This is a genomic window from Microtetraspora fusca (genome assembly GCF_001570365.1).
In the GTDB taxonomy this organism is placed as follows: Bacteria; Actinomycetota; Actinomycetes; order Streptosporangiales; family Streptosporangiaceae; genus Microtetraspora; species Microtetraspora fusca.
In genome coordinates this window covers 326,409-339,815 of the sequence record NZ_BBYK01000041.1, presented here as the reverse complement: position 1 = coordinate 339,815, position 13,407 = coordinate 326,409, and the positions used below count along the sequence as shown (strand labels likewise).

At 70.4% G+C, this 13,407-nt stretch carries 15 protein-coding genes; 12 read left to right on the top strand and 3 right to left on the bottom strand.

Annotated elements, in window-relative coordinates; all coding sequences use genetic code 11:
* Nucleotides 1-7: 7 nt before the first annotated feature.
* From AWQ68_RS08850 to AWQ68_RS08840, 3 genes are all read left to right on the top strand, one after another.
* Nucleotides 8-856: an amino acid ABC transporter permease gene (locus AWQ68_RS08850; protein WP_373281509.1), complete on the top strand. Its 849-nt coding sequence runs from the start codon at nucleotides 8-10 to the stop codon at nucleotides 854-856.
* Entirely contained in the window at nucleotides 853-1,653 is an 801-nt protein-coding gene (locus tag AWQ68_RS08845) for an amino acid ABC transporter ATP-binding protein (RefSeq protein WP_066937474.1), read from the top strand. The genes AWQ68_RS08850 and AWQ68_RS08845 overlap by 4 nt, the downstream gene beginning before the upstream one ends.
* Before the next feature lie 206 nt (nucleotides 1,654-1,859).
* Nucleotides 1,860-2,906, top strand: a complete 1,047-nt coding sequence (locus AWQ68_RS08840; RefSeq protein WP_066937471.1) for an LLM class flavin-dependent oxidoreductase — start codon at nucleotides 1,860-1,862, stop codon at nucleotides 2,904-2,906.
* A gap of 92 nt (nucleotides 2,907-2,998) precedes the next feature.
* On the opposite strand, the gene AWQ68_RS08835 is transcribed toward AWQ68_RS08840, so the two are convergent.
* Complete coding sequence (locus AWQ68_RS08835) at nucleotides 2,999-3,898, bottom strand: TIGR03619 family F420-dependent LLM class oxidoreductase (RefSeq protein WP_066937469.1); 900 nt, start codon at nucleotides 3,896-3,898, stop codon at nucleotides 2,999-3,001.
* 22 nt (nucleotides 3,899-3,920) lie between these two features.
* Between AWQ68_RS08835 and AWQ68_RS08830 the strand changes: the two genes are divergently transcribed.
* Both AWQ68_RS08830 and AWQ68_RS08825 read left to right on the top strand, forming a co-directional pair.
* The gene (locus AWQ68_RS08830; protein ID WP_084463777.1) at nucleotides 3,921-4,913 is read left to right on the top strand and encodes a protein kinase family protein; all 993 of its coding nucleotides are present in this window, start codon (nucleotides 3,921-3,923) and stop codon (nucleotides 4,911-4,913) included.
* Nucleotides 4,914-5,014: 101 nt separating this feature from the next.
* Entirely contained in the window at nucleotides 5,015-5,272 is a 258-nt protein-coding gene (locus AWQ68_RS08825; protein ID WP_066937749.1) for a TFIIB-type zinc ribbon-containing protein, read from the top strand.
* A gap of 64 nt (nucleotides 5,273-5,336) precedes the next feature.
* Here the strand turns inward: AWQ68_RS08825 and AWQ68_RS08820 are convergent, their stop codons facing one another.
* A complete protein-coding gene (locus AWQ68_RS08820; RefSeq protein WP_066937466.1) occupies nucleotides 5,337-6,311 on the bottom strand; it encodes a hypothetical protein in 975 nt (324 codons plus the stop codon).
* 248 nt (nucleotides 6,312-6,559) lie between these two features.
* Here AWQ68_RS08820 and AWQ68_RS08815 point away from each other — a divergent pair, with 248 nt between their 5' ends.
* The 7 genes from AWQ68_RS08815 (at nucleotide 6,560) to AWQ68_RS45945 (ending at nucleotide 12,978) form a co-directional block, all read left to right on the top strand.
* The gene (locus tag AWQ68_RS08815; RefSeq protein ID WP_066937463.1) at nucleotides 6,560-6,796 is read left to right on the top strand and encodes a hypothetical protein; all 237 of its coding nucleotides are present in this window, start codon (nucleotides 6,560-6,562) and stop codon (nucleotides 6,794-6,796) included.
* A 181-nt stretch (nucleotides 6,797-6,977) separates the two neighbouring features.
* The gene (gene efeU / locus AWQ68_RS08810) at nucleotides 6,978-7,838 is read left to right on the top strand and encodes an iron uptake transporter permease EfeU (RefSeq protein WP_066937460.1); all 861 of its coding nucleotides are present in this window, start codon (nucleotides 6,978-6,980) and stop codon (nucleotides 7,836-7,838) included.
* Nucleotides 7,839-7,896: 58 nt separating this feature from the next.
* Nucleotides 7,897-9,027 carry an iron uptake system protein EfeO gene (gene efeO / locus AWQ68_RS08805; protein WP_066937458.1) on the top strand — a complete coding sequence of 377 codons (1,131 nt, stop codon included), beginning with the start codon at nucleotides 7,897-7,899 and terminating at the stop codon, nucleotides 9,025-9,027.
* A complete protein-coding gene (gene efeB / locus AWQ68_RS08800) occupies nucleotides 9,024-10,310 on the top strand; it encodes an iron uptake transporter deferrochelatase/peroxidase subunit (protein WP_245655809.1) in 1,287 nt (428 codons plus the stop codon). Before efeO ends, efeB begins: the two co-directional genes overlap by 4 nt.
* 550 nt (nucleotides 10,311-10,860) lie before the next feature.
* A complete protein-coding gene (locus AWQ68_RS42220) occupies nucleotides 10,861-11,232 on the top strand; it encodes a hypothetical protein (protein WP_157545039.1) in 372 nt (123 codons plus the stop codon).
* Between the two features lie 475 nt (nucleotides 11,233-11,707).
* On the top strand, nucleotides 11,708-12,616 hold the full coding sequence (locus AWQ68_RS08790) for an HAD-IC family P-type ATPase (RefSeq protein WP_306306799.1): 909 nt from the start codon (nucleotides 11,708-11,710) through the stop codon (nucleotides 12,614-12,616).
* Nucleotides 12,613-12,978 (top strand): hypothetical protein, encoded by a 366-nt coding sequence (locus AWQ68_RS45945; RefSeq protein WP_306306798.1) that lies wholly within the window; start codon nucleotides 12,613-12,615, stop codon nucleotides 12,976-12,978. The genes AWQ68_RS08790 and AWQ68_RS45945 overlap by 4 nt, the downstream gene beginning before the upstream one ends.
* Here the strand turns inward: AWQ68_RS45945 and AWQ68_RS08785 are convergent.
* Nucleotides 12,971-13,366: a DUF8832 domain-containing protein gene (locus tag AWQ68_RS08785; RefSeq protein WP_218006812.1), complete on the bottom strand. Its 396-nt coding sequence runs from the start codon at nucleotides 13,364-13,366 to the stop codon at nucleotides 12,971-12,973. The two genes, AWQ68_RS45945 and AWQ68_RS08785, sit on opposite strands and share 8 nt — an antisense overlap.
* Nucleotides 13,367-13,407 lie beyond the last annotated feature (41 nt).

Genomic DNA, 13,407 nt, shown 5'->3' with positions numbered 1-13,407 from the left:
CATGTCCGTGGGTGAAACGGAAACGCGCACCGGGACGATCAAGGCCGTCCCGGTGCGCCACCCCGGCCGCTGGGTGGCGGCCGTGGCGGTCGCGGTGCTCGCCGCGATGCTGGTCAACAACCTGGTCACCAACGAGGCGTACAACTGGCCTGAACAGCTGAAATACCTGTTCGCGCCAGCTGTGCTCGAAGCCACGTTCAACACCATCTGGCTGACCGTCGCCGCCATGGTGGGTGGCGTCATCCTCGGCATCCTGCTCGCGCTGATGCGGCTGTCCGCCAACCCGCTGCTGCGCGGCGCGGCCTGGCTCTACATCTGGGTCTTCCGCGGCACCCCGTTGTTCACCCAGCTGCTGATCTGGGGCAACATCGGCGCGCTCTTCCCCACGCTCGGCCTGGGCATCCCGTTCGGTCCGCAGTTCGTCACCGCGCAGACCAACGCGCTCTACAGCGCGGCCGCCGCGGCGGCGCTCGGGTTGGTCTTCAACGAGGCGGCCTACATGGCCGAGATCGTGCGCGGCGGCATCCAGTCGGTGGACGCGGGCCAGCAGGAGGCGGCCAGCGCGCTCGGCCTGACCCGGGTGCAGACACTCCGCCGGATCATCCTGCCCCAGGCGATGCGGGTGATCGCGCCACCGACGGGCAACGAGGCGATCTCCATGCTGAAGAACACCTCCCTGGTGGTGGCGGTGCCGTTCGTGGAGCTGACCTTCACGGTGCAGAACATCTACTCGCACACCTACCAGATCATCCCGATGCTGGTCATGGCGTGTCTCTGGTACCTGTTCCTGTCGTCGCTCATGATGATCGGCCAGCACTACCTCGAGCGGCACTACGGCAAGGGGTACGCGCGATGAGCGAGATCATGAACGCCCCGCTGGACATGGCGGCCCAGGACCTGATGGTGAAGGCCGAGCAGGTCTGCAAGAACTTCGGCCACGTGCAGGTCCTCAAGGGCATCGACCTTGAGGTACGGCAGGGCGAGGTGATGTGCGTCGTCGGCCCGTCCGGCTCGGGGAAGTCCACCTTCCTGCGCTGCATCAACCACCTGGAGAAGATCGACGCGGGCCGGCTGTGGGTGGACGGCCACCTCGTCGGCTACCGGCAGCGCGGCGACAAGCTGTACGAGCTGCGGGAGAAGGAGGTCGCCGCCCAGCGCAGGGACATCGGCATGGTGTTCCAGCGGTTCAACCTCTTCCCGCACATGACGGCGCTCCAGAACGTCATGGAGGCGCCGATGCTCGTCAAGGGCGAGTCGAAGGACGCCGCCAGGGTCAGGGCCGAGCAGCTGATGGAGCGGGTGGGCCTGTCCGACCGGATGGGCAACTACCCGTCGCAGCTCTCCGGCGGCCAGCAGCAGCGGGTCGCCATCGCGCGGGCGCTGGCGATGCAGCCGAAGCTGATGCTGTTCGACGAGCCCACCTCGGCTCTGGACCCCGAGCTCGTCGGCGAGGTCCTGGACGTCATGCGCGACCTGGCCCGCGAGGGCATGACGATGGTCGTCGTGACCCACGAGATGGGGTTCGCCCGGGAGGTCGGCGACTCGCTCGTCTTCATGGACGGCGGCGTGGTCGTCGAGCAGGGCGTCCCGCGCGAGGTGCTGGCCAACCCCCAGCACGCCCGTACGCAGGCGTTCCTGTCCAAGGTCCTCTGAGTACGGCGCCGCACGGCGGTCGAGGGGAGCGCTCGCGGAGCGCTCCCCTCGACCGCTTTCCGGCTCCGGACGTGCGAGAACCGCCGACGCCGTGAGGCGGACCGGCCCCGACGTCCGGCCAGAGGACATGTGCGGGGAGACCCGCCCACCGGCCGTTACCGCGCCCGGTGGGAAATAAACGGAAAACCACTCCGGTTGTCCCGATAATGACCACGGACTTCATCCGCGGCGTCCCGAGCGGGACGGCCGACATCCCCCTGTCGATCCTCGAACTCGCGACCGTCGGCGAAGGGCACACGCCCGCCGACGCACTCCGCACCGCGACCGAGCTGGCGAGAAGCGCCGAAGAGTGGGGTTACCACCGCATCTGGGTCGCCGAGCACCACGGGATGCCCGGCGTGGCCAGTTCCTCCCCGGCCGTGCTCATCGCCCATCTGGCGGCGGCGACGCGCGCGATCAGGATCGGCTCCGGCGGTGTCATGCTGCCCAACCACGCCCCGCTGGTCGTCGCCGAGCAGTTCGGCACGCTGCACGCCCTGCATCCCGGCCGGATCGACCTCGGCCTCGGCCGCGCCCCCGGAACCGACATGGCCACCGCCAACGCCCTGCGCCGCTCCGCCGACATCGACCCCGACGAATTCCCCCAGCAGGTCGCGGAGCTGACCGCCTTCCTCGACGGCGCCTTCCCCGACGACCACCCGTACGCCAGGATCCAGGCGATCCCGCGCACCGCCGACCGGCCGCCCGTCTGGCTGCTCGGCTCCAGCGGGTTCAGCGCGCGGCTGGCCGGGCTGCTCGGGCTGCCCTTCGCCTTCGCCCACCACTTCAGCGCGGCGAACACCGAGCCCGCCCTCGACCTGTACCGGTCCTCGTTCCGCCCCTCCGAGGTCCTCTCCGAGCCGTACGCGCTGATCGGGGTGGCCGCCGTGGCGGCGGACACCGAGGCGGAGGCGCTCCGGCAGGCCATGCCCGGCGCGCTGTCATGGCTGCGGATGCGCCGAGGGACGCCGGGCCTGTTCCCGTCCCCGGAGACCGCCGAGGCGTACCCGTACACGCCCATGGAGACGGAGTTCGTCCGCGACCGGCTGTCCAACGTGGTGTACGGAGACGCCGACGGGGTCCGGGCCGGCCTGGAGGAGCTGCGCAAGCGCACCGGCGCCGACGAGCTGATGATCACGACGATGGTCCACGGCGCCGAGGCGCGGCTCCACTCCTACCGGCTCATCGCCGAGGCGTACGGCATGACCGCGTGACGCGGTAGCCGGGTGACCGCGCGCTCGGCCCCGGACCCTGCGGAACGACGCGACGGGACCGGGGCGAGCCGGGCGTGAAGGACGTCCGGAGATCAGGACCGGCCGGGGGCGAGGGCGTCGAGCGCCTCCTCCGCCCGGCGCATCGACTCGGCGGGATCGGCGTCGGGGTTGCCGATCTCAGGGTCGAAGTTGAGGTCGTGGAAGACCTCCGTCACCCCCTTCTCGCCCAGGGCCGCGACGTCGGCGCGGATCTTCTCGTACGACCCGGTGAGCAGGGCGGTGTCGTCCGCCTGCGCGCGGGTGACGCCCCGGCAGACGAACCGCAGCGTCGCGGGGTCGCGCCCCGCCTCACGCGCCGCGTCCTTCACGATCGTGATCTGCTCGTCGATCGTGGCGAGGTCGGCGCGGCTGGGGCTGATCCACCCGTCGGCGATCCGCCCCGCCCGGCGCAGCGCCACGGGGGCCGTGCCGCCCATCAGGATCGGCGGCGCGCTGACCGGCTTCGGGTCCTGGTGGACCGGCGGCAGCTCGTAGAACTCGCCCCGGTGCTCCACCACGTCGTCCGTCCAGAGGCGGCGGAGCAGCTCGACGTACTCCTCCGCCCGTCTCCCCCGGCGCTCCATCGGCACGCCGGACGCCCGGAACTCCTCCGGAAGCCAGCCGAGGCCGAGCCCGACGTCGAGCCGTCCGCCGGAGACGTCCTGCAGGGTCGCGAGCTGCTTGGCCATCAGGGCGGGCGAGACGAACGGCAGGTTCAGCACCGCGACGCCGAGGCGGACCCGGTCGGTGACGCCCGCCAGATAGGACAGGGCGACGACCGGATCGCGCACGCTGCGGTACATCGGCCCCATGGGATTCCCGACCGGATAGAGCAGCCGCTGGAAGGCCCACACCTCGTGGTAGCCCAGTTCCTCGGCGCGGCGCGCGATCCGCTTCATGTTCTCCGGCGTCGCCCACGAGCCGGAGACCGGTACGGCAAAGCCAATCTTCATATCGGCACCATAGGCTGGGGCCGTGATCGAACCGTCGGCGGGACCGGCCGACACGGCTGCCCCGGACGCTCCGCTCCTTGTCGCCGCTGCCCCCGGCGGGCCGGACGCCGACCTGATCGCCGAGCTCGTACGGCTCGCGCCCCGCGAGGGCCCGGTCGCCGTGCTCAAGGGCGCTCCTCCGAGGATCTCCGAAGCGGGGGTCGTGGTGGTCCGGGTGGGCGACGTGGTGGTGAAGGCCCATCCCGAGGGGACGCCGGAGGCCGACCTACGCGCCCGGCTCGGCCTGGCGGGCCGCCTGCCGGGCCTGATGCTCGCCCCTCTCGGCGTCGAGCGGCTGGGCGCGCGGCTCGTCACGATCTGGCCGGCGGGTGAGCCGTTGACGCCCGCCGATCTGGAGGACGGCGACGACCGCGTGCCATGGGCGGAGGGCGCGCGGCTGCTGGCCCGGCTGCACACCCGTCCCCTGCCGCCCGGGCTGCCTGCGGCGGGCGGCCCGGCGCGGCTCGCGCGCGCCGTCGCCGCGCTCGACGGGCATCGCGACGTCCCGCCGGCGATCCGCGCCGCGTACCGAACCCTGCCGTGGAGCCGCGCGGGACACCGGCCGGTACGGCCCGGGCCGGCGGCGGGAGGCGAACCACCGGTCGCGCTGGTCCACGGGGACTGGCACCTCGGCCAGCTCGTCCGGATCGGCGGGACCTGGATCCTGATCGATCCGGACGACCTGGGCCAGGGCGACCCGGCGTGGGACCTCGCCCGGCCGGCCGCCTGGTTCGCCGCCGGACTGCTCGCTACCTCGGCCTGGGACCGGTTCCTCGGCGCGTACCTGGCCGCGGGCGGCGGCGCGGTGAGCCGGGACGAACCGTGGAGGGAACTCGACCTGCCGGCCCGGGCGTTGACCGTCCAACTGGCCGCCACGGCGGTCGCGACGGCGAGGCGAGCCCGGCGGCCGCTCGACGAGACGGCGCGGGCGCTGGTGTCCTCCTGCGCGAGGATCCTCGCTACCGCGCGCGTCTGAGCCGAGCGCCGCCGAGCGGTACCCAGCACCACCACAGCAGCACCGCACCACCAGAGCAGACGGCGATACCCAGCCGTTACGTGATCAAGGAGATCAATCTGATGCAGTGCCCCAAGTGCCGCGGGAGCATGCGGACGTACGACCGCAACGGGATCCACATCGAGCAGTGCGACAACTGCCGGGGCATCTTCCTCGACTACGGCGAGCTGGAGACGCTGACCCGGCTGGAGAGCCAGTGGGCGCAGCAGCAGTACGCGCCGCCGCCCGCGCACGGCGCGCCCGCCTGGGGCGCTCCGCACCACGGCCACCATGGCCACCACCGCGAGCGGAGCTGGGTGGGCATGCTGTTCTCGAGCTGACCGCGGGCGGGCGGCCCGGCCTCCTCGGCCGGGCCGTCGGACCAGGAAGCCGTCAGGCGGGCGATCAGACCGGGAAGTCGTCCGGGGAGACGTCGCTCGTCGGCGCGTTGCCGCCGATCACCTTGTTGAGGGTCAGCGTCCAGTTGCTCCAACGGATCTGGGTCGCGGTGTAGGTGGTCTTGAAGGACAGCGAGTCGTCGAACTTCTGGAAGGCGCAGTTGTGGGTGAACCCCCGGACGGCGCGGTCGTAGTCGCTGCCGCTGGTGTAGTAGACGCGGTACTTGCCGTCCTTGATGTTCGTCACCTTGGCCGTCGACCTCTTGCGCACGTACACGCTGACGGCCTTCTTCTTGCCGAGGACGAGCGTGACGACGCTGTCGCCGGAGCTGCCGTTCTTCACGGTGAGGGTGCCCCTCCCGCCCCGGATGCCGGACGCCAGGATCGTGCCGTTGCCCAGCCTGCGGTTCCGCTCCTTCGGCGGGGTGAACTTGATCAGCCCGCCCTTGTAGTCGCCCCCTCCGGCGAGGTCGGCCCCGGCCTCCTTCAACCCGCCGAACTCTCCGGACTTGCCGAGCCGGCCGAGCACGCTCGACGCGGTGCACAGCGACCGGTCGTCCACGGCCTGGCCCAGCTCGTCGAGCTTGCCGTTCATGGCGCGCAGCGCGGCGAGATAGTCGGTGTGCTCGGTGTCGATCTCGGCGGGTGGGCGTAGCGGCCCGAGCCGCTCCGCCGCCGACTCCACCGCGTTCTGGGCGCGCCGCACCCGCTGGCCGAGTGACTTGAACGTGCGCGCCTTGGCGATGTCCCGCAGCGCGTCCCCGACCGGCACGCCGACGGCGTCCAGCTCGACCTGGTACGCCTCCGGGGTGAGCGCGGCCTCGGCCGACGACTCCGCACCCTTCCCCGATCCCGATCCGGACGCGGGAACGGGGTCGCCGGAACCGGAGGAGGTTCGGGTGCCACCGCCGGAGGTGCAGGCCGCCAGAGTCAACGTCAGGCTCGCGGCGAGCGCGAGCGCGGAGAGTCGCGGGGAGATCACTCGTACAACTTTCTCGGCAGCAGTCAGGATGTGTCAACCTGGAACATTCCGGGGCAGCCCCGGCCAGAGGCCGTCCACCTCCAGCAGGCCCCGCTCCCGGTCCGCCGGAGCTCCCGCCTGGCGGGCTGTGGATCGGGCTGCCGAAAACCGAGCACCATCGGGTCAGCCGGATCGTCGCCGACCCGATCGACCTGGACGCGCCGGCCCGGATCGACCTGAACGCCCTTCCCGAACCCGCACGCGAGGTGATGCGGGCCTACGCCGATCCCACGTCGCGGCTTCGGCCTGCCGACCCCCGACGCCTTCTGGTACAGCCCGACCGCCTTCGGGTTTCCGGCTACGGCGGATCGCTCGGCTTCGCCGACCCGGCGAACGGCCTCGCCTTCGGCTATGTCATGAACCGCATCCAGGAAGGCGTACCGGATCGGAGGGCCTCCACCCTCCTCGAGGCGGTCCACCGTGCGATCAAGGCCCGGGGCCGATGATCGGCTCCGGCAGGGCCGCCAGGGAGTTCCGCCGCCGCTCGCGTACCCGATCGGGGCAAGGGAGTGGCGAACGTCACTGCAGTGACAATCAGGTACCCCTCTGGCTGAGGGAGTCGGTAGACGGGTAAGGTAACGCTGGCCTAAATAAGGGTCGCCTTACTCGATCTCGCAGGAGCGGCACGTGTTCGCGAGCTACCTCATCGGCCTCAGAGAGGGCCTGGAGGCCACCCTTGTGGTCTCCATCCTCGTCGCCTTCCTCGTGAAAAGCGACCGCCGTGACCGCCTCCCGCTCGTGTGGGCCGGCGTTTGCGGCGCCGTCCTCCTCTCCGTCGGGTTCGGCGCGCTCCTCACCTTCACCGCCGCGCACTTGAACCAGACGCAGCAGGAGCTGTTCGACGCCGTCACCTCGCTCGCCGCGACCGTGTTCGTGACGTTCATGATCTTCTGGATGCGTACGGCGGCGCGGCGGATGTCCGGCGAGCTGCGCGAGAAGCTCGGCCACGCGCTGGAGCTGGGCGCCACCGCGGTCGTCGTCATGGCGTTCCTCGCGGTGGCCAGGGAGGGGCTGGAGACGGCCCTCCTGTGGTTCGCCGCCGCGCAGGGCGCCTCGGCCACCTCCAGTCCGCTGATCGGCATCTCCCTCGGCCTGCTCACCTCCGTGGTGCTGGGCTGGGGCCTCTACAAGAGCGCGCTGCGGATCAACCTCACCAAGTTCTTCACCTGGACCGGCCTGCTGCTGATCCTGGTCGCCGCGGGCATCTTCAAGTACGGCGTGCACGACCTGCAGGAGGCGGGCATCGTCCCCGGCCTGAGCACCTACGCCTTCGACATCAGCGGCGTGCTCGACCCGAGCGCCTGGTACTCCGCGCTGCTGAGCGGCATGTTCAACATCACGGCCCAGCCCAGCGTGCTGGAGACCGTGGCGTGGGTGGCCTACGCCGTTCCGGTCCTCGTCCTCTTCCTCCGGCCGTCGGGCCGTCCGAAAGCGACGCGTGGCCCCGCCGTACCGGCCGACGGCGCGCCGACCGTGCCCGCCTCCTGAGCGCGGCCCCCGCCTCCCCCGACGTCCCCGAGCTTCCCCCAGAACTGGAGTCCTCCGCATGCGCACCCCCGCCGCCGTCGCCGTGGCCGTCCTCGGCCTGCTCGCCGCCGCCTGCTCCGGCACGGCCGACACGACCGCCTCCGGCGACGCCGGCAAGCCCGGGAAGATCACCGTGGCGGCCAGCGACACCGAGTGCAAGGTCGGCGCGGCGGAGCTGCCCGCGGGCACCTCGACCTTCGCGATCACCAACAACGGCAGCAAGGTGACCGAGTTCTACGTCTACGCGGGCGGCGACCGCGTGATGGGCGAGGTGGAGAACATCGTCCCCGGCCTCACCCGCGAGGTCATGGTCGAGCTGCCCGCCGGCACGTACGAGACGGCGTGCAAGCCGGGCATGGTGGGCAAGGGCATCAGGAACCCGCTGAAGGTGACCGGCGAGCACAAGCCGCTGAGCGAGGACGCCAAGCTCTCCGAGGCCACCGCCAGCTACAAGCGCTACATCAAGACGCAGAGCGAGACGCTGCTCGCCAAGACCCAGGAGTTCGTGGACGCCGTCAAGGCCGGCGACATCGACAAGGCGAAGCAGCTCTACCCCGTCGCGCGTACGTACTGGGAGCGCATCGAGCCGGTGGCCGAGATCTTCGGCGACCTCGACCCGGCGATCGACGCCCGCGAGAACGATGTCGAGAAGGGCGAGGAGTGGACCGGGTTCCACCGCCTCGAGAAGGACCTGTGGGTGAAGAAGGACGTCAGCGAGGACGGCCCGATCGCCGACAAGCTGATGACCGACATCAAGACCATCGTCGAGAAGGCCAACGAGGCGACGATCTCCCCGCTCCTGCTCGGCAACGGCGCCAAGGGCCTGCTCGACGAGGTCGCCACCGGCAAGATCACCGGCGAGGAGGACCGCTACTCGCACACCGACCTGTGGGACTTCGACGCCAACCTCCAGGGGTCCAAGGCCGCGGTGCAGGCGCTGCGCCCGGTGCTGGAGGAGCGCGACCCCGCGCTGGTGAAGACCCTCGACGAGAAGTTCGCCGCCGCCGAGGCCGCCCTGGAGGCGCACCGCTCGGGCGACGGCTGGAAGCTGCACACCGACCTGTCCAAGGACGACCTCAAGAAGCTGTCCGACGTGATCAACGCGCTCTCCGAGCCGATCAGCCGGATCGCCTCCACCGTGAGCAAGTGACCGCGGCGGCCGTACGGGGACGGGAGCAGGGAATGAACATCAGCCGCAGGAGGCTCTTCGGGCTCGGCGCGGCGGGCGTCGCCGCCGTCGGCGCGGGCGCGGTCGCGGGCCGCGCGCTGGTCACCGACGCGCCCACCGCCGCGCACGCGGCGACGACGTCCGCGCCGGTGTCGTTCTACGGCGCCCACCAGGCCGGGATCGTCACCCCGGCCCAGGACCGGCTGCACTTCGTCGCCTTCGACGTGACGACGGACAGGCGCGCCGAGCTGGTCGAGCTGCTCCAGGACTGGACGTCCGCCGCCGCGCGGATGACGCAGGGCAAGGAGGCCGGGACGTTCGGCGCGGTCGGCGGCGACCGTGAGGCGCCGCCGGACGACACCGGCGAGGCGCTCGGTCTGCCCGCCTCCGGGCTGACCCTGACGATCGGCTTCGGCGCGTCGCTCTTCGACAAGCGGTTCGGCCTGGCCGACCGGAAGCCGGCCGCCCTGGCCGACCTGCCCGCGTTCCGCGGCGACGACATCGTGCCGGAGATCTCCGGCGGCGACATCTGCGTACAGGCGTGCGCGAACGACCCGCAGGTGGCGGTGCACGCGATCCGCAACCTGGCCAGGATCGGGTTCGGCAAGGTGTCGGTGCGCTACTCCCAGCTCGGCTTCGGCCGTACGTCCTCGACGTCGCGGGCGCAGGCGACCCCGCGCAACCTGATGGGCTTCAAGGACGGCACCGCCAACCTCAAGCTGGAGGACACCCAGCTCCTGCGCGAGCAGCTCTGGGCGGCGGCGGGCGACGGCCAGGAATGGATGGACGGCGGCAGCTACCTCGTCACGCGCAAGATCCGGATGCACATCGAGACCTGGGACCGCGCGCCGCTGTCGGAGCAGGAGGCCATCTTCGGCCGCGACAAGGGCGAGGGAGCCCCGCTGACCGGCGCGAAGGAGTTCGACGAGCCCGACTTCGCCAAGAACGGCGCCGACGGCGAACCGATGATCGCCGACAACGCCCACGTGCGGCTGGCCCACCCCTCCGTCCACGGCGGCGCCCACCTACTGCGGCGCGGCTACAACTTCGTGGACGGCTCCGACGGCTTGGGCCGTCTCGACGCCGGCCTTTTCTTCATGGCGTACCAGCGGGACCCGCACAAGCAGTTCGTCCCGATCCAGCGGGAGCTGGCCGCCAAGGACGCGCTCAACGAGTACATCAAGCACGTCTCCAGCGGCCTGTTCGCCTGCCCGCCCGGCGTGACGGACGCCGGTGACTACTGGGGGCGCGCCCTCTTCACCTGACGCTGTCTCGCCTACCCGCCCGGCAGCACCGACGCGGGTGACAGCTCGATCCGGTAAGGCGCCTCGCTGAACCGGCCTTCCTCGGCCCGACCGCGGCGCTGGCCGCAGCGACCGCTGCTCTGTCGGTCGGCGTGGGCTTCCTGCCCGTCACCGGCGCCGCCCTACCGAAGCGGACCTCACGCTTCCGTGGATAGGCTGCCCGTTCCAGATCAACGGCCACGCTTTGCCGAGCGGATCCGCCGTGCACTGGAGCAGCACATGCCGTTCATCAAGCGACCCGCACTGCCCCGAGCGACGAGTCACGTGAGGCCCGCTGGGTGTCCCGCGACCATGCCAAAGCGGGCTGACGCTTGCGCTTCGACGGCGAGATCATCAGGCAGAGAGATCTTGATCTTCTTGGTCGCACCTGGGCCATCTCCGGCCATCGCCCCGCGAGGGTCCCCGGCGGGACGATGGCAGGACTCACCGGTCCTGTGCTGCCCAGCAGTTCGCCTTGGGATCCGCCTAGGATTCACCGCCGTCCGCCGCCGTGCCCGTGGAAGCCACCCCCGTGGAAGCCGTGCTCATGGAAGCCACCCCCGTGGAAGCCGTGCTCATGGAAGCCACCCCCGTGGAAGCCGTGCTCATGGAAGCCACCCCCGTGGAAGCCGTGCTCATGGAAGCGGAAGTGCCTGTGGAAGAAATGCTCGTGACGGAAGTGCCTGTGGTGGAAGTGCCTGTGGAAGAAGAAGTGCCTGTGGTGGTGGCAGAAGACCAGCTCTCCCCTGCAGAACTTGCAACCGTGCTCCCACCAGCACCAGGCGGTGGTGTTAGTGACCTTGAAGGGGGCACTAACCGTATTCGTGACATACGTGGAGGCGCTGACTGTGTAGGGCGCCACGACACTCGCGGGCTGGGCCGATATGGTCGCCGGGGCAACTAGGGCAGAAGTCACCAGTGCGCCAGTAGCGAAAACTTGTCTGAGCATAAGAACCACTCCGTGGCGATCCACACCCTCATGCATTGGGGCCGGATCTCATGTGGCACCGAGCCCATTGGGGCTGGTGCAGCCCGTTTTCAGGCGCTTACGAACTGACGGAGTGTCGAATCGGTCTCCCAAGAGGACGCCGAAACGGCTTATTGACCTAATCTTCACAGTAAGCGGCCCGCAGCGAGCGAGCACCCAAGCAAAGAGCTTGGTCTGGGCGAATTACCGTAAAGACCAGCGAGAGTGGAGCCGCTGATCACGTGGACGACGACCGCACACCTGGCCAGCCCGCGACACGCCGGCCAGCGCGGCCAGAGACGGAGCACCGGGTTGAGCCACGCTTCAAGACGATCCCCTGAATGGCGAACCATCGAGGTCGTTCCTGCTCCGAGCGGTATCGGCGATCATCGACTGCCAGCTGGACGGTGCGTTGCTGATCGTCAGCTTCGCCGCCTCCGGCGCCCTGCAGGCGATCGCCACCGCCCGAACCGCGGACTCGGTACGTGGGCTGCTCGACCTAGCGCCCACCACCGCCACCCGGATCATCGACGACGGCACCGAGGAGACGGTGGAAGCCGGCCAGTTGGCCATCGGTGACGTGATCCTGATCCGGCCCGGGGAGCGATTCGGCGCTGACGGGCGGGTGCTGAGCGGGGCCAGCGAGGTCGACCAGGCCACCATCACCGGCGAACCGCTGCCGGTGGCCAAGGAGACCGGCGACGAAGTGTTCGCGGGCACCCTGAACGGCACCGGCGCATTGACGGTGAAGGTCGAGCGCGATCCCGCCGATTCCGTGATCGCCCGAATCGTGGCGATGGTGGAGGAGGCCTCCGAGACCAAGGCGCCGACCCAGTTGTTCATCGAGAAAGTGGAGCAGCGTTACTCCCTCGGCATGGTCACCGCCACCGTGGCCCTGTTCGCCCTACCGCTGATCTTCGGTGCGGACCTGCAGTCGACACTGCTGCGGGCGATGACCTTCATGATCGTCGCTTCCCCGTGCGCGGTGGTGTTGGCCACCATGCCCCGCTGCTCTCGGCCATCGCCAACGCCGGACGCCACGGGGTTCTGGTCAAGTCCGCTGTGGTCATGGAACGCCTCGGGCAGGTCGACGCTGTGGCATTGGACAAGACCGGCACTCTCACCGAGGCCCCCCCGGGTGACGGACATCCGCCCGCTGGCTGCCTCCGGCCTGGATGAGGACGGTCTGCTGACGCTGGCGGCGGCGGCCGAGCACCCCAGTGAGCACCCGCTGGGCCGCGCCATCATGGACGCTGCCCGCACCCGCGGTCTGCACATCCCCGTGGTGGCCGACTTCACCTCCTCCCCGGAGCCGGCGTGACCGCTACCGTCGGCGGGCGCACCATCGCAGTGGGCAGCCCCACCCGGCTGCTGGGCGACAGCGATGGCAACCCGGCCGCCGTGGTGGCCGCCCAGGTGGAGAACGACGGCTGCACCGCTGTCGTGGTCATCCGCGACGGCACCCCGGTGGGGGTGCTCGGCGTCGCCGACCGGCTGCGTGATGAGGCCGCCACCACCGTCACCGCGTTGTCGTCGCCGGTCATGAGGGATCCACCGTCATCGTCGGTCTCAACGGGCTGCGCCTGTTGCGCGATGCCGCCTGGCGCCGCGCCCGGGGCTCCGTGTGGGGGCAGACCGAGGCTGGCCCGAGAGCGCGACAGCGATACGTTGGCTGTCAGGTGACGTGCACGGTAATAGCGGCCGTGTGGAGCCTGTCCTCGGTCTGGAACTGCAGGAACAGGCGCCAGTTGCCCGGCCTTGGCAAGTTGGCATGGAACAGCAGGGCCGGCCCACCGTGGGCGCCATGGACCTTCGTCTCTGGGTGGAGGTGCGCAAACGCCTGATCGCCCTGGTGGAAAGCGGTCAGATGGGCGTAAGTGTCGAGGTAGGGCTGCAGGTCAGTGACAGGCTTGCCAGACTTGGCGAAGGACACGGTCAGCGCGCTGCCCATACCCGCCTTGAGAGCGCCGCTCACGTTCACGACATAGCCGTCGACCGTCGTAGAGCTTGCGGCCTCGGGCAGGGCGACGGAGGCGACCGGTCCGGGAACAGTGACGGTGCGACTGAGCACGAAGTCTTGGCCCTTGCCCGAGCCGGTGTCCGGCGTGAACT

Excerpts from the sequence above, each read along its gene's own strand:
- AWQ68_RS08825 (WP_066937749.1), top strand. The coding sequence starts at position 5,015 with ATGCAGTGCCCCAAGTGCCGCGGGAGCATGCGGACGTACGACCGCAAC.
- AWQ68_RS08840 (WP_066937471.1), top strand. The coding sequence starts at position 1,860 with ATGACCACGGACTTCATCCGCGGCGTCCCGAGCGGGACGGCCGACATC.
- efeO (WP_066937458.1), top strand. The coding sequence starts at position 7,897 with ATGCGCACCCCCGCCGCCGTCGCCGTGGCCGTCCTCGGCCTGCTCGCC.
- AWQ68_RS08835 (WP_066937469.1), bottom strand. The coding sequence starts at position 3,898 with ATGAAGATTGGCTTTGCCGTACCGGTCTCCGGCTCGTGGGCGACGCCG.
- AWQ68_RS08845 (WP_066937474.1), top strand. The coding sequence starts at position 853 with ATGAGCGAGATCATGAACGCCCCGCTGGACATGGCGGCCCAGGACCTG.
- AWQ68_RS08815 (WP_066937463.1), top strand. The coding sequence starts at position 6,560 with ATGCGGGCCTACGCCGATCCCACGTCGCGGCTTCGGCCTGCCGACCCC.